Source organism: Aeromonas sp. HMWF016 (assembly GCF_963878195.1).
Lineage (GTDB): Bacteria > Pseudomonadota > Gammaproteobacteria > Enterobacterales > Aeromonadaceae > Aeromonas > Aeromonas lacus.
Map to the genome: position 1 here is coordinate 55,085 of NZ_CAWNWX010000050.1, position 17,943 is coordinate 73,027.

Here is a 17,943-nt window from a genome sequence, read left to right on the forward strand (position 1 = left end):
GACAACAGCCCACTGCCGGCACAACCCAACACGGTGAGCGAAGCCGAGATCTGCTGGCCGCTGGGGCGCAAGGCCAGCGCGACCCTGCCAGAAGCCTGTTTGCAGCGTCAGATCGCCTGGTTGCTGGAAGGGCGCGATCCTCCCACCTTGCCGGATCCCATGGACTGGCCCTCGCCGCTGCGCCAAGTGGCGCTGACCGCTGAAGGCAAGGCAACCCTTGCCCGTTGCCAGGATGCGGCGCAATCCGGTTTTCGGGCCCTCTGGCCATTGTCGCTGGAGCCGTGGCGGTCCCCCGGCGAGCGACGGCAGGCGCTGCTGGCAAGTGGTTGTGCTGGGGAGGGACAAAGCGCCGAGCTGCAGGCCCCCATTCGCATCGTGGCGCTGGGGGAGGGCAACCTTATCCGCAGTCAGCGCTATCGGTTGCAGCCCAAGGTGCTGGGCGGTGTCGGCAAGCCGGCCTGGTTTCTTAACGGCCAGCGGCTGCGCTGGGACGGGGATCAGGTGCTGAGCGTGGCTGGACGTTATCAGCTGGTGGTGGTAGACGAGGCGGGCAACAGCGATCGTATCGAGTTTCGCATGGTGCATCCCGATGGTGATGAGGCCGGTACCGTTATCCGTTGACCCCACTCTGAGCATTTTACCAGCGACCACTAAGCAGTATGTAATTAACTATTTGAAATGCATGAATTATTGAGCGTTGCGGTTGGTGTGGGCATAATTCAGGGTTCGTTCAAATCCCGAGGAGTATGAGATGTCCCTTCGCATTCTGTTGTCCCTGCTGGTACTGGTGGGCTCGGGTTGTGCAACGATGCAGGAGAGCAGCGAATTTGGCCGCTCGCAGCAGCCACAATATGGCGCTCCCTTTGGCTCGGCCAACGATGGCTGGTATCGCTGTGTCGAGAAGAAGTTTGCCTGTACTCCTGCCAATATCCGCCGTGACAGGGCGATGGAAGCGCGCCGTGAAGCGCAGGAGCGGGCCAATCACCGAGGTGATGATTGGTAGGCTGCAGATAACGAGAGGGGTTGGCAGATGCCAACCCCTTTTTTATTCCGCTGGTTCAGCCCGGTTGGCGCAGATGGCCGAGCCGGGTGAAGAAGTGCTGGCTCTTGCGCTGGTGAAAGTGGCTCTTCTTGACGGGATGGAAGATGAGGTCGCTTTCGGGATGGCTCGCCTTTAACTGGTGGAGCATCGCCACGGCGGGCAGGCTGGTGCTGACCAGGGTGGTGAGTGGCATGCTGATGGTTTCGGGTCCGAGCAGCTGATTCAGTCCTTGCCGGGCCTGCTCGAAGCGGGTCAGGGCCGCCGGGTCGGCATAGCCGCTACCCAGCATGGTTAGCAGGTTGTCGAGGGCCAGATGAAATTCGGCCAACTGCTGGCGAAAGCCGCTGCGCCCGCGCAGGGCGATAAGCTCGGCGAAGGAGATCTCGCCGAGGTGAGTGGGTACTTGCAACGGGATCTCGAGGTGGAAGCAATCCTGACCGCCGCGATTGTGGTAGCGGGATTCGAGCAGATGGAGCAGGCGGTCAAGATAGTCGTGATCGGTAATGAGCGCCCCGTCATTGGCGAGTGCCCACTCACGGGCGAGACGCATGGAGAGCAGATTGGCAAAGCGCCGTGCCATTCTGATCCCCCCCTGATCCCGGCTGGCAAAACCATGGCTGAGGCAAAAGCCGTGCAGCCGCTCCAGCCCCGTCTGATCCGGGCAGAAGCAGTCGTGGTTGGCCCCCTGACGCCAGCGGGTGACCAGCTCCTTGTTGCCAAACACCTTGTGACGGACAAAATCGGGGGCAAGCAAACCGCTTAACTGGCTTTCGAGTTGTGGAGTGATGGTGGCAAAGAAGGCGGCATCGGGTCGCTCGGCCAGCAGATCGGTCTCCTGCTCGAGGGTTTGCTGCAGGGCGGTGAGACCGCTCTTTTCGCTGACGGTGAAGACAAAGGCGAGCCGCTCCAGATAGAGCAGAGCAAACTTGAGCCAGAGCTCGTCACGTACCTCCATGCCGGGGTAGTAGATATAGGTCTTCATCGTATCGGTCTGTCGCCAGAAGTGGTGCCGGGGTGCAGGGTCGGGAATATACGCAAGATTGGCGCTGCACGGCAAACACTGCGTGGGGGAATGTGAGCAAACGCTCATCCAGTAGGCGCTGGCCACAAAGTTCTGATATAATTCGCGCCCTTAAATCAAGGTCACCCGAGTCATTACCATGAAGTTCATTATCAAGCTGTTCCCGGAAATCACCATCAAGAGCAAGTCGGTTCGCCAGCGCTTTATCAAGATCCTGCAGGGCAATATCCGCAACGTCCTGCGCCGCTTCGACGACGATGCCCGCGTTCGGATGGATTGGGACAAACTGATCGTGAGCTCCCGCAATGACCAGTTCCGCGAGCAGGCCATCGAAGCTTTGGCCTGTATTCCGGGCATTCAGGCCTTCCTCGAGGTGCAGGCCAGCAAATTTACCGATCTGCACGACATCTTCGAGCAGGTGAAAGCCGTGTGGGGCGACCAGCTCAAGGGCAAAACCTTCTGCGTGCGCGCCAAGCGCCACGGCAAGCATGAGTTCTCCTCCCTCGAGGTCGAGCGCTACGTGGGGGGCGGACTGAACCAGCACTGCGAAAGCAACGGCGTACGTCTCAAGAACCCGGATGTGAAGATCAACCTCGAGATCGACGGTGAAGAGCTCTTCATCGTCAGCGCCATCCATCAGGGCCTGAGCGGCATGCCCATCGCGACCCAGGAAGATGTGCTGAGTCTGCTCTCCGGCGGTTTTGACTCTGGCGTTGCGTCGTTCCAGTTCATCAAGCGCGGCTGCCGGGTGCACTACTGCTTCTTCAATCTGGGCGGTGCGGCCCACGAGATCGGCGTCAAGCAGGTGGCCTATCACCTGTGGAACCGCTTCGGTTCATCCCACCGGGTACGTTTCACCGCGGTGGACTTCGAGCCGGTGGTGGCCGAGATCCTCGAGAAGATCGACAACGGCCAGATGGGCGTGGTGCTCAAGCGGATGATGATGCGTGCCGCCGCCAAAGTGGCTGACGAGTTCCAGATCCCGGCGCTGGTGACCGGCGAGTGTGTGGGCCAGGTTTCCAGCCAGACCCTCACCAACCTGAACGTCATCGACCGGGTGACCGACAAGGTGATCCTGCGCCCGCTCATCACCTGGGACAAGCCGGACATCATCAGCGAAGCGCGCCGTATCGGCACCCTGGAGTTTGCCGAGACCATGCCGGAGTATTGCGGTGTCATCTCCAAGAAGCCGACCGTGAAAGCCGATCTGGCGCGTATTGAAGAGGAAGAGGGCAACTTCGACTTCGCCATTTTGGACAAGGTGGTGGCCGAGGCCCGTTACCTCGATATCCGTCGTATCGGTGAAGAGACCGCCGCCGAGGTTCAGGAAGTGGAGACCACTTCCGAGAGCGGTGACAACGAGGTGATCCTCGATATCCGCTCCATGGACGAGCACGACGAGAAGCCATTGCTGGTGGAAGGGCGTGAGGTCATGCATATCCCCTTCTTCAAGCTGGCTACCGCCTTTGGCGATCTGCCCAAGGAGAAGACCTACCTGCTCTACTGCGATCGCGGCGTGATGAGCAAGCTGCAGGCGCTTTACCTGAAAGAGAAGGGCTTTGCCAACGTCAAAGTTTACCGTCCGTAATTTGACGCTCAATCTCCCATAAAAAATCCGGCCAATGTGCCGGATTTTTTATTTCACCAGTTTTGTCATGCCTGTCAGGGGCAGGGGACCGGGGTGAAGGAGTCCTGTCCCTGACAGCGCCAGCCCATCTCGGCTTCTCGCATCTGCCAGAGATTGTTGCTGCGATAGAGGGTCAGGATATAGAGCATGTCACTGTGGGCGCCATCCAGTGCGACAGAGAGCACCAGATCGTTATCCAGCTGCTGGGCGTGGATACGACTGGCCATGTCGCCATGGCCGACAAAGCGCAGTGCCACTTCCCGATAGTCATTGACCCAGCCTTGCTGCTCGTTGCTGGCCTGACGTATTACCTGATTGAACTGCTGTACTGGCGCCGAGGCCAATCGACCAAACACCGCCTGTGCCTCGGCATGAAGTGCCGTCACGCTGGTGAGAAAGAGCGTGGCGAACATTCCGATCTTTTGCATGAGAAGTTCCGGCTAACAACAACTGTGTTGTATGACAACAGAAAAGCGCGTTTGGTTCAACGCGAAGCCCCGCACACTGTGCGGGGCTTCCCTCAATTGTTGCGCTGTAGCGAGAAGGTGGGCAGGGAGAGATGCCAGTAGATGGCTGCAACCCGCAGGCCAAATACGGCGCTCATGCAGATAAGCATGGCGGTGACCCGATCCATATCGGCTTCCAGTGCCAGCGTGTAGAGAACGCCGCCGAGGATACAGGCGGTGGCATAGATCTCTTTTTGCAGCACCATGGGCACTTCCCGGGCCAGCACATCGCGGATCATGCCGCCAGCTACCCCGGTCATGGTGCCCATCAACACAGCGATTAGCCCCGAAGTACCAAAGTTGAGGGCTTTCTGGGCGCCGATCACCGTAAAGAGGGCGAGTCCAAAGGCATCGGCTACCGGCAAGACATACCAGGGCATGCGGCGGGGCAGTTTGACCATCCACATACCGATGAGTGCCGTTGCAATGACCACCCAGATGTAGAGTGGGTCACGAACCCAAAACACGGGGGTAGCCCCAAGGATCATATCGCGAATGGTACCGCCACCGATGGCTGTGACTGCCGCCAAAACCATGACGCCAAATCCGTCCATTCTGAGCCGGCCCGCCACCAGAACCCCTGAAAACGCGAATACCGCAGTACCAAACATGTCGCTGATGTAAACAAGCTGCTCAACCACTGTCTGCATGGAAACAACTCACGTCAAATTGTTGATGGGGCGGCGATTTTAGGGGCTGGCGGCGTCAACCGCCAAGATGCAGCGGGCAAAATTGCGAGTCTGCCCCGATTTTTTTCCTCTTCGAGGAACCATCGGTGTCGTATGGGCGCTGGCTATGCGGCGGGAGGTGTGCTGATACGGGTCTTCCCATCTTCTCTTTCGTGACGATTTTTTTCTTAAGTAATTCCCTGACATGCCGATAAATAGGGTAAGCGGCGTTAATGCGATGAAGCGTTGAAAAAAATGCTAAAGACATCGAAAAACGAGCCGTTAAATAAGACGCATCGGGCACGAAACATAATAAAGCTCGAGCAAATAGAAGAGTAAATTTAATAGCTTAGGAGAATAGTCATGGGCCTTTATATCAACACCAACGTTTCATCGCTCAACGCTCAGCGTAACATGATGAATGCGACCAAATCACTGGATACTTCCTACACTCGTCTGGCTTCTGGCCTGCGCATCAACAGCGCAAAAGATGATGCGGCGGGTCTGCAAATCTCCAACCGTCTAACCTCCCAGATCAACGGGTTGGATCAAGGTAACCGCAACGCCAACGACGGAATCTCCTTGGCACAAACTGCTGAAGGTGCAATGGATGAAGTGACCGGTATGCTGCAGCGCATGCGTACCCTGTCCCAGCAATCAGCCAACGGTTCCAACTCTGCCAAGGATCGTGATGCCTTGCAGAAAGAGGTGGATCAGCTGGGTGCAGAGATCAACCGTATCTCGACCTCGACCACCTTTGCCGGTACCAAACTGCTGGATGGCTCTTTCGGCGGAACTTTCCAGGTCGGTGCTGATGCCAACCAGACCATTAGCTTTAGCCTGTCGCAAGCAGATGGCTTTAGCATCTCGGGGATCGCAGCAGCAGCGAATACATCTATCACTACAGCTACTGGTGCAACTGTGCTGCTGTCAGCCATCTTTGTCGGTGGTAGCGCTGGTGGTATCAGCATCAGTAGCCAAAGTAACGCACAAAACGTGCTTGCCGCAGCAGATGCCATGCTTGCAATAGTAGATGGCAAGCGTGCTGAGCTTGGTGCAGTACAAAACCGTCTGGACTCAACCATTCGCAACCAGGCTAACATCTCGGAAAACGTCAGTGCAGCTCGTTCACGTATCCGTGATGCTGACTTCGCGATCGAAACTGCCAATATGACCAAGCAGAATATCCTGCAGCAGGCCGCTTCCAGTATCCTGTCACAGGCCAACCAGAGACCTCAGTCAGCACTTCAACTGCTGCAAGGCTAACAAAAGAAAACAGGGCGGTTGTTCAGGCCGCCCTGGTCAAGAGATGGAACAAAGGGGTGTTCGGGTTCGCACTCTGTTCTATCGGGAGAGATATAATTCTCTACTAGTAATGCCAAGTGTTGTCCAGCTGTTCAGTTCTGTCACGCTTGGTCATATTCTCCTGAGCATATGCTCATTTTTAGGCCGGTTCTCCGGCCATTTTTTATTGTGTCGCCAAATTGGCGTCACTCCTCCCATTGTCTGCATACATCATGCCAAAATTATATTTCCTCAGGCTCATCTATGGGTATGGCTGGAAGGCTCCCCCATAGAGGGGGGGGCGATTGAGTATGTTACCCCTCACAGGAGAAGACTTGCCGCTAACGGCAACAATTTTCCTAAAGCTTGGCTAAATTCTGCCGCTAAAAAGATGACGCAATCGAGGGGTGTTCGGAATCCAACGTTTGCATAGCTGCGGGTAGCCTGTCCGTTCAAACAGATACCCGCCAGAAGAGAAAGGTCTGTTCAACCTTCTCTTCTACGGTGGGCCGTCATGCAGTAATGGTGACGAAACCCGCAGTCGCATGTTCTTCGGGAGAATTTATTATGGCCATGTTCATTAACACCAATACGTCATCACTGAACGCCCAGCGTAATTTGATGAATACCACCAAGTCTCTGGATACCTCGTACACCCGTCTGGCATCCGGTCTGCGCATCAACAGCGCAAAAGATGATGCGGCGGGTCTGCAGATCTCTAACCGTCTGACCTCTCAGATCAACGGCTTGGATCAGGGCAACCGTAACGCCAACGACGGCATCTCTCTGTCACAAACGGCAGAAGGAGCTATGGATGAAGTGACCGGTATGCTCCAGCGCATGCGTACCTTGGCTCAACAATCCGCCAACGGTTCCAACTCAGCCAAAGATCGTGAAGCGCTGCAAAAAGAGGTAGATCAACTTGGTTCGGAGATTAACCGTATCTCTACAGATACCAGCTTTGCTGGTACCAAGCTGCTGAATGGTTCTTTTGCCGGCAGTTTTCAGGTTGGTGCCGATGCTAACCAGACTATCGGTTTCAGCCTGACCCAAGCTGATGGCTTCAGCATTTCGGGAATCTCAGCTGCTGCTAACACATCTATCACTACAGCTACAGGTGCAACTGTGCTGTTGTCAGCCATCTTTGTCGGTGGTAGCGCTGGTGGTATCAGCATCAGTAGCCAAAGTAACGCACAGAACGTGCTTGCTGCCACAGATGCCATGCTAGCCATAGTAGATAGCAAGCGAGCCGAGCTTGGTGCGGTGCAAAACCGTCTGGATTCCACTATTCGCAACCAGGCCAACATCTCGGAAAACGTCAGTGCAGCCCGCTCTCGTATCCGTGATGCGGACTTTGCAACCGAGACTGCCAACATGACCAAGCAAAATATCCTGCAGCAGGCAGCGTCCAGCGTCTTGGCTCAGGCCAACCAGCGCCCGCAATCTGCATTGTCACTGCTGGGATAACAATGCCAGAGCCTCATCAAGTATGAGAAAGCGGCCTCTTTAGGCCGCTTTTGGTTTTTTTATCTTCTATGAATTCCAAATCAGGACACATTTTCAGCCCCCTCTTTTGCCAAGCGCACTGCATTTCGCAGAAATGAGGGCTACAAGCGCACTGGCGTCAAAATTTTGGCTGCTCACTTTAGGCGATGTTTCAGTCTTAACGTTTGAAATCTGATGCGTCAGATTATCTGCCGTTGTGCACATTATTTTTCTAAAGATTGCATCTTTGCTGCCGTTAAAGAAGATGAGGCAATCGAGGGGTGTTCGGAATCCAACGTTTGCATAGCTGCGGGTAGCCTGTCCGTTCAAACAGATACCCGCCAGAAGAGAGAGACTTGTTCAACCTCCTCTTCTACGGTGGGCCGTTGTCAGCTTTGGCAGCGCAACCCGCAGTCGCATGTTCTTCGGGAGAATTTATTATGGCCATGTTCATTAACACCAACACGTCATCACTGAACGCTCAGCGTAATTTGATGAATACCACCAAATCTCTGGATACCTCGTATACGCGTCTGGCATCCGGTCTTCGCATCAACAGCGCAAAAGATGATGCTGCGGGTCTACAGATCTCTAACCGTCTGACCTCCCAGATCAACGGTCTGGATCAGGGTAACCGTAACGCCAATGACGGTATCTCTCTGGCACAAACGGCAGAAGGGGCGATGGATGAAGTGACCGGTATGCTCCAGCGCATGCGTACCTTGGCGCAACAGTCTGCCAACGGCTCAAACTCAGCCAAGGATCGTGAAGCGCTACAAAAAGAAGTCGATCAGCTGGGTGCTGAAATCAACCGGATTTCCAAAGATAGCAGTTTTGCTGGTACCAAGTTGCTGGACGGGACTTTTTCTGGCAGCTTCCAGGTAGGTGCTGATGCCAACCAAACCATCAGTTTCAGTTTGACCCAAGCAAACGGTTTCAGTATTTCTGGTATTGCTGCTGCTGCAAACACAACAGTGGATGTTGGTACTGTTATAGGTACAGCTATTAACGTGACAGCTATCTTTGTCGCCGGTAGTTCTATCAGCATCAGTACCCAAAGTGGTGCACAGCAAGTATTAGCTGCAGCTGATGCTATGCTCGGAGTCGTCGATAGCAAGCGAGCCGAGCTCGGTGCAGTACAAAACCGCTTGGATTCTACCATTCGTAACCAGGCCAATATCTCGGAAAACGTCAGTGCTGCACGCTCTCGTATCCGTGATGCGGACTTCGCAACCGAAACAGCCAACATGACCAAGCAGAATATTCTGCAACAGGCTGCATCCAGTGTCTTGGCTCAGGCTAACCAGAGACCGCAGTCTGCTCTTTCCCTGCTTGGGTAATGAGTAGACCTGGCTGACTAAGATGGGAGAGATAAGATGGCAACCGAAATAGGCAATCTGTCATCTGCCAATGGCGCTTCCTTACAGCTAAGTGACAAGAGCGGCCAAGTGGCCGCTCAACTGCTTTCTGGCACGGTAGAGGATACCGGGGCTGTACAGCAGAAAAGTCAGGAGCAGCCAAAGGAAACTGAGCGTCAACAAGTGCAGAGCCAAGCAGATATTGAAAAACAGGTACAAAACTTGCAGGAATTTGGCAAATTGCAAGGATGGACCGTTAATTTCAGCATGGAGCAAGAGTCTGGCCAGATGGTAATAAAGGTAATGGACTCTGATACCCGTTCGGTGATCCGCCAGATCCCTACGGAAGAGTTGATTGCTATCCACAAGCGGATCCAGGCGTTGCAGCAAGGTGAAGCAGGGGCGAACCCTAAACGCGGACTGCTGTTTGATAGCGAGATTTGAATCGAATTGATGAGGAGAAGATAACATGGCCATTACTTCTGCCGGGGCGGGCTCTGGGCTTGATCTTGAGAGTGTGATCTCTGCTAGCGTGGCTGCCAAGAAGGCCCAGCTACAGAAACCGATTTTGACCAAGCAAAACAGCACCCAGATCAGCATATCTGGTATCGGTCAGCTGAAGTCATCCCTCACCGCATTCACCGATATTCTCGATACTTTGAGCAAACCTGGAGCTTTCAACAAGCGAGCCGTCACCATCACCCAAGATAAAGATAACCCGGTGATGAAGGTGGAGAGTAAAAGTGGTGGCTCCAATGGCCAGTACAATATTACCGTCAATAAATTGGCTACCACTAGCCGTGTTGAAGGTGAATTCGCCAGTTCGACCACCCCACTTGTGACTCAAGATGGTCAATTAACTTTTAAAGCTGGCACCAAGGAGTTCAAGGTTGATGTCAAAGCAGGGGATACTCTGCAAGACATTCGTAAAAGTATCAATAGCAATGGAGATAACTTCGGTCTTAGTGCAAATATCGTCAATACTGCAGATGGTAAGGCAAAATTTGTTATTGACTCCGGTATATCTGGAGATGGCAAAGATTTGGTGATCACTGGCAATAATTCTGAACTGGATATCTTTGCAACTGGTGCTACTGGTTCTGCGATGAGCCAGAAGCAAGCCGCTAGTAGTGCTGAAATTACTGTTGATGGTAATACACTTAAAAGTGATACCAATGTGTTTGACGACTCTATACAAGACTTGAAATTAACGGTTCTACGTGTATCTGATAAAGAGAGTGATGGCACAACTCTGAAATCCAATAAAGTTGCCATAACAACGGATAAAACTGCTATTCAGGATATGGTAAAGCAGTTTATAGATGGTTATAACGCGCTGCAAGATAAAATGGATGCGCTGGGAAAGCGTAATAGTATCGTGGGTGGAGTTAGGCAAGATGATGGTGGCGCGCTTGCTGGTGATGCGAGCACACGTACCATTAGCAGTTTTATGGCTAATACCGTAACAAATAAAGCTGGTACCAGTACAACTTACTCAACCATCTTCGAAGTAGGTATTAAGATGGACAACAAAGGCAAGTTGTCTCTGGACAAAACAAAGTTTGATGAGGCTGTTGATAAAAACTTTGACCAGGTCGTTGGGCTTTTCGGTGGAGAAAAGGGTATTGCAGCAACCTTGAACACAGGTTTAAAAGAGTATTCCAAGTCTGGCGGTATGTTGGATCAACGTACAGATGTTTTGAATGCTGATCTGCGTAGCTTGAACCAGAAGCAGGCCACATCAAATGCTCAATTGGTTAAATACGAAGCCTCACTACGTGCTCAATATGGTAGCCTGGATGCCTTGTTAGTGAAAATGAATCACTCTGCGTCAGCGCTGCAATCATTACAGATTAATAACAAGAAATAAATTCATATTACGAGGAGCAGGCGATGTACCAGCGAAATCTAAAAGCATATAAGGCAACCAGTGTCGCTGCTGACTTGGCTGTTGCCGATCCTCATCGTGTGATTCAACTCATGATGCAAGGTGTACTTGAACGTTTGGCTCAAGCCAAAGGTGCAATTGAGCGTCGTGATATGGAAGCAAAATCTACAGCTGTATCGAAAGCTCAGGGGTTATTACATGGTTTGCAGGATGCACTTGATATGAGTCAAGGGGCTATTGCTGAAGATCTATATAGCCTCTACTCCTATATGGATGAGCGAATTTGGGATGCGAGCCTTGCATTGGATACGACCCCGATTGAAGAGGTCATGGCTTTGATGGTAACTATAAAATCTGGTTGGGATCAGTTACCCGATTCTGCTAAACAACAGGGCTATCAAATGAGACAGCAACTGGGTGAGTTGTAATGACCACTTTAGCCTCTTTGCAACAAGCACTAACAGAAAACTACGAGCAACTTCAAGATCTATTAGCCAGAAAAAGCTATGATGACGCGCTGGTCTGTATGGATTATCGGATTTCTTTAATTGATCGTTTGCTATATCTCGTTGAGAGTGAGCCTTCACTGAAACAAGATGCCAATTTATTGGCTACATTACTTTTTCGACAAGAAGAAAGCATGAAAAAAGTGGCATCTGATCACCATCAACTCATTTTCAATGAGTTATCTTCGATTGGGTTAGCGAGTAAAGCAAAGCAAATTTATAATAGTGTTGGTAGCAAGGAGTTCTGATGTCGGAAAATATTGATGATATTTTGAAAAAAGCCGAAGGTGTTGCTTTACGACTAAAAGAACGTGCAGAGCAAGAGGCTGCCATGTCGGTGGCTTTGCCACTTCGATTCTCACAGAATATTGCTGCATTTCGTAAGTATATTCCCCATATTGCAGATATGTATGAGTCATATCAACCTATCCGAACATTTCGTTTTTTTTGTAATGAGAATGGTCAGCCAAATATGGCCTGGATTGATGATGATGTCGCGGTATATGGTGATGAACCATATCTTATTTGTGAGACATTAGTTAAAGAGTTCATGGATAAAGGGGGCTTATCCAAGTTTTCATTTAGTCAAGAAGCCAACCCACTAGGATTTATGCACGTTGAGTATCTTAATAAACTTAATGCTTACCTAGATGATATTTCTATTCGAGAAGAGCCATTAAGAAAAGTACCAACTGAGGTTCCTACCGCACTGGTGTTTGGGGTTGGGTTGGGGTATCACCTTGGTTATCTTTATGAACAATGCAAAATTGGCACTTTATTTCTTTTTGAACCAGATTTAGATCTTTTTTATGCATCTCTTTTCTGTTTCGATTGGGCACCTCTGCTTGATTATTTACATAAAGAGAACCTCGGTCTACATATCCTATTAGGCCAAGATGAAAATACTATTTTTAATGATTTTGCATCGGCTATTCATAGCCGAGGTTCATTTCTTATCGCTAATGCCTTTATCATGTGGGGCTACCAAAATGACAAAATAAAAAGTTTAATTGAGAGAGTCCAGCGGGAGTATTATCTACTGGTGATGGGATGGGGTTTTTTTGATGATAATCTTATAGCTCTTTCTCATACAGTTGATAACGTTGAACGAACGGTTCCATTCCTTATGCAGGATAATAAAATACCATCTAAATATAACCGGATTCCAATTTTTGTTATTGCTAATGGTCCATCTTTGGATGCCTCTCTTCCTGTTATTGAAAAGAATAAAGAAAAGGCAATTTTAATTTCTTGTGGCAGCGCGATTTCTGCATTGCATAAAGTAGGTATAAAACCAGACATTCATGTTGAGACAGAACGAACTAAGATTGTTTATGACTTCTTAGTCAATATGAATGACAAAGATTATCTTAGAGATATACTTTTCCTAAGTACAGATGTTATCCATCCCTACTGTTCTACACTGTTTGAAAAATCAGTCTTAATGTTTAAGCGCAGTGAGCCTGGTGTTCTTCTCTATAATGTTAATTTCCCACATTTGCAAAAATATGCGGCCTTGGGGGGGGTGAATCCTTTAGTTGGCAATATTGGAGTCACTGCGCCAATTCATCTTGGTTTTAAAAATATCTATTTGTTTGGCCTTGATAATGGATATAAAAACAAAGGGCATCATCACTCGAAATTTAGTGCGTATTATAATAGTGATAAAGGCGCTGAGGTACTTGGAGAGTTGATGTATGGAGATAGTCAGTGGCAGCATGAAGGTAACTTTGGTGGTGTCGTAATAAGCAATGCTATGTTTAATACATCCCGAAGAGTTATTGAACAAGTATTAGCTGCGAATGAACATGTGCAGTGTTTTAACTGCAGTGATGGGGCTAAAATTGCAAAAGCAAGAGCACTTCCTGATGGCGAGATCAGTTTTTCAAAAGTCATAGATAAAACCGAAATAATTCACCAAATTATGCAGTTATCTGCCTCTATCCCTTTGTCAAAAGAAGATTTCAAACCATATCTTGACGTTGATTTTTTTGATGTGTTAGTCGATAAAATGATGGATGAGTGGCAACATGAGTTTTCATCTAGAAATGAAATAAATCAGTTGATGTTGCGCAATATGGGTTATCTCTCGCAGATTGCAGTAACTCGGCAAAAACATATATCTCAGATCATGATTGGCTCAATGAACTATGTGTTTACTCTATTGAGTTCCATTCTTTACTCCTTTGAGGGAGAGGAGAAAACAATAGAGCTGATGAGGCCAGCGATCTGCTTATGGTTAGATTTTTTAGCAAAAGCAAAAGAGATGTATCCAAGATCTTTCGATAGTGTTGATATGATTGATAATGAAATCATGTCCTTTTTTAGAAAGGAATGATGTTTTTAGTTTAGTGCATAAGGTATTATTACTCATAATGGGAGGTAAAAAACCTCCCATTACTATTAGCAATATTTTTTGGAGTATGGATTTTTCGCGTCAAGAAGCTGTGAGTCTTTTTTTAATAGCTGAACAGACACCAATGCATCTGGCTCCAGCTCATTGGTGCCATCATGATGTGTGACATGCTCATATATTCGACAATAACTCGGATGCCAACTAAACATACTACTATAATTCATTTTATAGCTAAAAAGGTTAGCATGATGTTGGTAGTCATTTCGATAGTGCCCTGCCGGAGGGCAAAAATCCAAAATAGCCATTACACCTTTATCTTTTAGTAACCTGTCGCTATTGGCCGCAATATTGAAAAGATCCTGTGGATCACATAGATATAAACAAAAACCGAAAATAATAAGATCGACAGGTTCAATATCAGGTAAACCATCTGCAGTTCCAACGCTTAGATTTAATGCGGGATAGCTCAGAGTGCCATCCTCAATAGCTGTTTTTGATGGATCTATTCCATAGCAGCTGGCACCATAATGGTTAGCCAATTGTGCCAATCGCCAGCCATTTGCGCAGCCAATTTCAAGGATTCGTTTTGGTTGGCAATCGATGTTTTGTAGTGCTATGAATATTTGATCATTATTCAGAGACTTTTGGTTGATGCAGAGTTTATTTCTCTCATACCATGCATCTGCTTCCTCTTTAATGAATACATTTTTTTGTTTCATATAAAATATCCTGTAATATGAGAGTTATAACTCATTGCTTTTAGCTTTTATAAAAAGTCATCTATATGAACGGCCTTCCCACGACTAATATCATGGCGAGTTTTTCTACCTAATATTTGTGGTAATGACTCTGGTGGCAACCCATAGCCAGGCCGGATCCTTCGGATATGTTCCTGCTTTATTGTTGTACCCGCAGGAATGTCGGTAACAAAATATAAAGAACGACGAAATCTCAGGTTTGCCTGTTCAGCTTGGTTACCACCACTTTCTCCGGATCCCACCGCTTGCCAGCAGAGCTTTGACTGGCTGCAGAGTTCTTTCAGTTCATGTGGTTCAATGGAGAACTCGGCATCTGGGCCGCCATCAGCGCGAGCCAAGGTCAGGTGTTTCTCTATGGCCACTGCGCCCAATGCTATTGCCAGCTGAGCGGCAGTATTCCCCAGCGTGTGATCAGAGAGACCAACGGGTACTGAAAATGTCTCTGCCAAGCGGGTAATACGCTTGAGATTGATATCAGCAAGAGGGGTTGGGTAGCCACTGACACAATGAAGTAGCAGGATCTGTGGGCAGCCATTTTCACGCAAAATGGTCAGGGCCTTGGCAATTTCAATTTCATTCGACATGCCAGAAGAGATAATGACCGGCTTTCCTTGCTGAGCTATGTAGCTGAGCAGGGGAAGGTCGGTAATTTCGAATGAGGCAATTTTGTATGCGGGAGTACCCAGTTCTTCCAAAAAATCAACAGCACTCTCGTCGAATGGAGTTGAGAAAATGGTCAATCCGCGTGACTTCGCTCGTTCAAAGAGAGGTCGGTGCCATTCCCACGGGGTATGTGCCAGGGTGTAAAGCTCGTAAAGTGTATAGCCATTCCATAATCCGCCCTCGATGTGAAAGTCGGGCAGATCACAGTTGAGTGTCATAGTGTCGGCTGTATAGGTCTGTAGTTTGATTGCATCAGCACCAGCATCAGCTGCAGCATCTACTAATGCTAATGCTCTGCCTAGATCCCCGTTATGATTACCAGATAATTCGGCAATAATGTAAGGTGGGGAATTCTGATCAATCAGACGGCCATTAATAGAGAAAGGAATCATAGGTAAATACTCACGTGGTCTATTTATACTTGTTAATTTATCTTTTTTTTAAGAAAAATTCCATAATTGCAACAGAAATAGAGGATATGTTTTGTCTTTCCATTGCAATATAATCAATAATTATGTTCCTAGGGATAAAAACAATTGATTCATACTCAAAAGAGCGGACTGTTGTAAAGCAGTGATTAATCGTCTCTTGGTTTACATCGCTATACATATAGATACCAATATCTAGCACAGATGCTTCATGGTCAATAACATAGCAAAAAGGAGTTATTGTGCGAAGCATATCTTGGTGTATCCCCATTTCTTCATATAGCTCAGTCAGCAATTGTTGCTTGAAATCATATGTATTTATGTCGTTTGTTATGGACGCATCTAACCCACCACTTGGTACTAACTCCCAGAGATCTGCATCTTGGGTTGTGAATTTAGCTCGTTTTCCAAAAACAAAACCATCTTTGCATTCCAGAATACCGGAAACTGCAATAGGCATTATTTTGATTTTATCAAGAAGCACCGGATGGTTTTTTTTTGAAAAGAATAATCTGTAATTATCGATGGTAGAGGTAATTCTGTCTGATGAGTCTGATATGCAAGAGAGTATACTTCCATCGAAAAGGCGACTGTTTTTTCTTTGCGCTTCACTCCAAATTTTATCGACTATAGCAAGCTGGGCATCATCATGTTTGGTTCGATATTTTTCTATGAGAAGCACTGCGTTATCTGAAAGCTCATGCACGCTTAGCATATTATATCTTCCCTTAAAGTGGAATCTTATGCTATCTTAACAGATAGTATGTATGGAGGTAAACTTATGAAAGATAAGTTTGATTTGATTCAGATTCATGAACATTGGAAAAATTGGGCTATTACCTATGGCACCGATCTCCGGGCTACCACTAAAACGGGAACAGCAAAACTAATCGAGTTGGCTGAATTAAAAAAAACCATTTCATCTTTGAAAGAGTCGCTCCCAATTAACTCGAGAATCTTGGAGATCGGTTGTGGCAATGGTCACAATATTTTTTCTTTGTATGAAGTCTTTCCTAATTATAGATACCAGGGGATAGACTTTATTGAAGAAATGATTATGTCGGCGAAGCAACTTAGGCAAAGCAAACTAATCGATAATGAATCAATTTGTTTTGATGTGGGTAATGTTCTCAATTTGGAATGTCCGGTTGAGCAATACGACTTAATTTTTACTGTTCGATGCTTGATAAACCTAAATACTGACTCTCTGCAAATGAAAGCCATTGCCAATATAGCAGAAAAAATAAAATCAGGCGGGTATTTTTTGATGCTTGAAAATTCTATAGGCTCTTACTCGAGACAAAATCATTTGCGAACACTTGTTGGTCTTGAGGAGAGAGAACCAGCGGAATTTAATCACTTTATGAATGAAAAGCTGGTTCATGATGAATTAAAATCGTTGGGTTTCGTTGAAATTAAAAACAGCTGTTTCTCAACATTGCATGATGTCGTTCTTTATGTTCTTCTGCCAATGATTAATGGTGGCAAAATCGACTATGAAAACCCCATGGTTGAAGCTGCTGCAAAATTATCATGTGCTCTAACCGAAGATAACTATGGAATGTTAGGAGATTATGGCCAAAATAGATTGTATCTATATAAAAAACAATAATGTTTGGTCAAGGTAAATACATGAAAGGGATTTTTTTTGACTTTGATGGAACATTGGTTCAAAGCTTGGAGTCAATGTTTCATGTTTATTCTTTATTCCTGTCTCGAAGGGGAGAACAGGCGTCTCAAATTGAATTTGAAAAGTTAAATGGCCCTCCTTTAATCGAGGTCGTTCGTTGTCTAAAGGAGTGGCGCAATTTACCTGAAAGCAATCAATCATTGCTTGCTGAGTATAACGATTTGATAGATGAATCATATCTTAATTCTCCCCCTAGTGTAGGGGCGATGAAGTTGATTCATGAGGCGGTGAAGCATTCGTATCGTTTAGTTATAGTGACATCGAATAAGAGAAGTAGAGTTGAGGCATGGTTAGCTATGAATGGCTTGAAGGACACCTTCTATTTAATTATCGATGGCGAAGATGTTCGTAATGGGAAGCCTCATCCTGAACCATATCTGCTTGCACTGGAAAAATCTCGGCTATGTACTGGCAATGTTATTGCGGTGGAGGATTCTATCCAAGGTGCTACATCTGCTCTCCAGGCAGGTCTAGTTACTTATTTACTTACAGAGACTCCGGATATTCCACAAGAAAAGAATGACTTTAAATGCATTCGTTCTCTATCAGATTTGACAATTTCATTATTTAGTGAAAAGTAATTGTGGTTTTGAGTGGTAGATATATTTAGGGATAAATGGGTTATTTTAATGTGATTATTGAAGTCTGCTATGTAACATATAC

Annotated in this window: 18 protein-coding genes and 1 pseudogene; 13 read left to right on the plus strand and 6 right to left on the minus strand. The window is 47.7% G+C overall.

All coding sequences use genetic code 11. The annotated features are described in order from the left end of the window. Positions 1-621, plus strand: a pseudogene (locus AACS24_RS21865) (penicillin-binding protein 1C); the annotation flags it as partial. Between the two features lie 130 nt (positions 622-751). After that, positions 752-1,003 (plus strand): hypothetical protein, encoded by a 252-nt coding sequence (locus AACS24_RS07325; protein ID WP_108572935.1) that lies wholly within the window; start codon positions 752-754, stop codon positions 1,001-1,003. Positions 1,004-1,058: 55 nt separating this feature from the next. On the opposite strand, the gene AACS24_RS07330 is transcribed toward AACS24_RS07325, so the two are convergent. Then, complete coding sequence (locus AACS24_RS07330; RefSeq protein WP_108572937.1) at positions 1,059-2,024, minus strand: hypothetical protein; 966 nt, start codon at positions 2,022-2,024, stop codon at positions 1,059-1,061. Positions 2,025-2,202: 178 nt separating this feature from the next. On the opposite strand from AACS24_RS07330, the gene thiI reads away from it, so the two are divergent. Next, positions 2,203-3,651, plus strand: a complete 1,449-nt coding sequence (thiI, locus tag AACS24_RS07335; protein ID WP_108572939.1) for a tRNA uracil 4-sulfurtransferase ThiI — start codon at positions 2,203-2,205, stop codon at positions 3,649-3,651. Between the two features lie 74 nt (positions 3,652-3,725). Here the strand turns inward: thiI and AACS24_RS07340 are convergent, their stop codons facing one another. Both AACS24_RS07340 and AACS24_RS07345 read right to left on the minus strand, forming a co-directional pair. Next, on the minus strand, positions 3,726-4,118 hold the full coding sequence (locus AACS24_RS07340) for a hypothetical protein (protein ID WP_033113821.1): 393 nt from the start codon (positions 4,116-4,118) through the stop codon (positions 3,726-3,728). A 92-nt stretch (positions 4,119-4,210) separates the two neighbouring features. After that, complete coding sequence (locus AACS24_RS07345) at positions 4,211-4,846, minus strand: trimeric intracellular cation channel family protein (RefSeq protein ID WP_108572941.1); 636 nt, start codon at positions 4,844-4,846, stop codon at positions 4,211-4,213. A gap of 381 nt (positions 4,847-5,227) precedes the next feature. On the opposite strand from AACS24_RS07345, the gene AACS24_RS07350 reads away from it, so the two are divergent. The 8 genes from AACS24_RS07350 (at position 5,228) to AACS24_RS07385 (ending at position 13,723) form a co-directional block, all read left to right on the plus strand. Next, positions 5,228-6,130, plus strand: coding sequence for a flagellin N-terminal helical domain-containing protein (locus AACS24_RS07350; RefSeq protein WP_108572943.1), 903 nt, complete (start codon positions 5,228-5,230; stop codon positions 6,128-6,130). 585 nt (positions 6,131-6,715) lie between these two features. Then, positions 6,716-7,615, plus strand: a complete 900-nt coding sequence (locus AACS24_RS07355; protein ID WP_108572945.1) for a flagellin N-terminal helical domain-containing protein — start codon at positions 6,716-6,718, stop codon at positions 7,613-7,615. Between the two features lie 458 nt (positions 7,616-8,073). Beyond that, a complete protein-coding gene (locus AACS24_RS07360) occupies positions 8,074-8,973 on the plus strand; it encodes a flagellin N-terminal helical domain-containing protein (RefSeq protein ID WP_108572947.1) in 900 nt (299 codons plus the stop codon). Between the two features lie 36 nt (positions 8,974-9,009). Beyond that, complete coding sequence (locus AACS24_RS07365; RefSeq protein ID WP_181364340.1) at positions 9,010-9,435, plus strand: flagellar protein FlaG; 426 nt, start codon at positions 9,010-9,012, stop codon at positions 9,433-9,435. 25 nt (positions 9,436-9,460) lie between these two features. After that, on the plus strand, positions 9,461-10,861 hold the full coding sequence (gene fliD / locus AACS24_RS07370; protein WP_108572949.1) for a flagellar filament capping protein FliD: 1,401 nt from the start codon (positions 9,461-9,463) through the stop codon (positions 10,859-10,861). 23 nt (positions 10,862-10,884) lie between these two features. Next, entirely contained in the window at positions 10,885-11,307 is a 423-nt protein-coding gene (gene fliS, locus AACS24_RS07375) for a flagellar export chaperone FliS (protein WP_108572951.1), read from the plus strand. Then, entirely contained in the window at positions 11,307-11,633 is a 327-nt protein-coding gene (locus AACS24_RS07380; RefSeq protein WP_108572953.1) for a hypothetical protein, read from the plus strand. Before fliS ends, AACS24_RS07380 begins: the two co-directional genes overlap by 1 nt. Further along, positions 11,633-13,723: a motility associated factor glycosyltransferase family protein gene (locus AACS24_RS07385; RefSeq protein WP_108572955.1), complete on the plus strand. Its 2,091-nt coding sequence runs from the start codon at positions 11,633-11,635 to the stop codon at positions 13,721-13,723. The genes AACS24_RS07380 and AACS24_RS07385 overlap by 1 nt, the downstream gene beginning before the upstream one ends. A 65-nt stretch (positions 13,724-13,788) precedes the next feature. Here the strand turns inward: AACS24_RS07385 and AACS24_RS07390 are convergent, their stop codons facing one another. The 3 genes from AACS24_RS07390 to AACS24_RS07400 are packed head-to-tail and all read right to left on the minus strand — an operon-like array spanning position 13,789 to position 16,305. Continuing rightward, positions 13,789-14,460 (minus strand): class I SAM-dependent methyltransferase, encoded by a 672-nt coding sequence (locus AACS24_RS07390; RefSeq protein ID WP_108572958.1) that lies wholly within the window; start codon positions 14,458-14,460, stop codon positions 13,789-13,791. A gap of 47 nt (positions 14,461-14,507) precedes the next feature. Beyond that, entirely contained in the window at positions 14,508-15,554 is a 1,047-nt protein-coding gene (gene pseI, locus AACS24_RS07395) for a pseudaminic acid synthase (RefSeq protein WP_108572960.1), read from the minus strand. A gap of 37 nt (positions 15,555-15,591) precedes the next feature. Further along, a complete protein-coding gene (locus tag AACS24_RS07400) occupies positions 15,592-16,305 on the minus strand; it encodes a hypothetical protein (protein ID WP_108572962.1) in 714 nt (237 codons plus the stop codon). Between the two features lie 66 nt (positions 16,306-16,371). Here AACS24_RS07400 and AACS24_RS07405 point away from each other — a divergent pair, with 66 nt between their 5' ends. Both AACS24_RS07405 and AACS24_RS07410 read left to right on the plus strand, forming a co-directional pair. Continuing rightward, positions 16,372-17,202, plus strand: coding sequence for a class I SAM-dependent methyltransferase (locus AACS24_RS07405; protein WP_181364341.1), 831 nt, complete (start codon positions 16,372-16,374; stop codon positions 17,200-17,202). 20 nt (positions 17,203-17,222) lie between these two features. Then, on the plus strand, positions 17,223-17,861 hold the full coding sequence (locus tag AACS24_RS07410) for an HAD family hydrolase (protein ID WP_181364342.1): 639 nt from the start codon (positions 17,223-17,225) through the stop codon (positions 17,859-17,861). Positions 17,862-17,943: the final 82 nt, after the last annotated feature.

What these genes read in the sequence shown, in the direction of transcription:
- AACS24_RS07385 (WP_108572955.1), top strand. Translation starts at nt 11,633, where the DNA reads ATGTCGGAAAATATTGATGATATTTTGAAAAAAGCCGAAGGTGTTGCT.
- fliS (WP_108572951.1), top strand. Translation starts at nt 10,885, where the DNA reads ATGTACCAGCGAAATCTAAAAGCATATAAGGCAACCAGTGTCGCTGCT.
- AACS24_RS07410 (WP_181364342.1), top strand. Translation starts at nt 17,223, where the DNA reads ATGAAAGGGATTTTTTTTGACTTTGATGGAACATTGGTTCAAAGCTTG.
- AACS24_RS07325 (WP_108572935.1), top strand. Translation starts at nt 752, where the DNA reads ATGTCCCTTCGCATTCTGTTGTCCCTGCTGGTACTGGTGGGCTCGGGT.
- fliD (WP_108572949.1), top strand. Translation starts at nt 9,461, where the DNA reads ATGGCCATTACTTCTGCCGGGGCGGGCTCTGGGCTTGATCTTGAGAGT.
- AACS24_RS07380 (WP_108572953.1), top strand. Translation starts at nt 11,307, where the DNA reads ATGACCACTTTAGCCTCTTTGCAACAAGCACTAACAGAAAACTACGAG.
- pseI (WP_108572960.1), bottom strand. Translation starts at nt 15,554, where the DNA reads ATGATTCCTTTCTCTATTAATGGCCGTCTGATTGATCAGAATTCCCCA.
- AACS24_RS07405 (WP_181364341.1), top strand. Translation starts at nt 16,372, where the DNA reads ATGAAAGATAAGTTTGATTTGATTCAGATTCATGAACATTGGAAAAAT.
- AACS24_RS07345 (WP_108572941.1), bottom strand. Translation starts at nt 4,846, where the DNA reads ATGCAGACAGTGGTTGAGCAGCTTGTTTACATCAGCGACATGTTTGGT.
- AACS24_RS07400 (WP_108572962.1), bottom strand. Translation starts at nt 16,305, where the DNA reads ATGCTAAGCGTGCATGAGCTTTCAGATAACGCAGTGCTTCTCATAGAA.
- AACS24_RS07340 (WP_033113821.1), bottom strand. Translation starts at nt 4,118, where the DNA reads ATGCAAAAGATCGGAATGTTCGCCACGCTCTTTCTCACCAGCGTGACG.
- AACS24_RS07350 (WP_108572943.1), top strand. Translation starts at nt 5,228, where the DNA reads ATGGGCCTTTATATCAACACCAACGTTTCATCGCTCAACGCTCAGCGT.
- AACS24_RS07365 (WP_181364340.1), top strand. Translation starts at nt 9,010, where the DNA reads ATGGCAACCGAAATAGGCAATCTGTCATCTGCCAATGGCGCTTCCTTA.
- AACS24_RS07360 (WP_108572947.1), top strand. Translation starts at nt 8,074, where the DNA reads ATGGCCATGTTCATTAACACCAACACGTCATCACTGAACGCTCAGCGT.
- thiI (WP_108572939.1), top strand. Translation starts at nt 2,203, where the DNA reads ATGAAGTTCATTATCAAGCTGTTCCCGGAAATCACCATCAAGAGCAAG.
- AACS24_RS07390 (WP_108572958.1), bottom strand. Translation starts at nt 14,460, where the DNA reads ATGAAACAAAAAAATGTATTCATTAAAGAGGAAGCAGATGCATGGTAT.
- AACS24_RS07355 (WP_108572945.1), top strand. Translation starts at nt 6,716, where the DNA reads ATGGCCATGTTCATTAACACCAATACGTCATCACTGAACGCCCAGCGT.
- AACS24_RS07330 (WP_108572937.1), bottom strand. Translation starts at nt 2,024, where the DNA reads ATGAAGACCTATATCTACTACCCCGGCATGGAGGTACGTGACGAGCTC.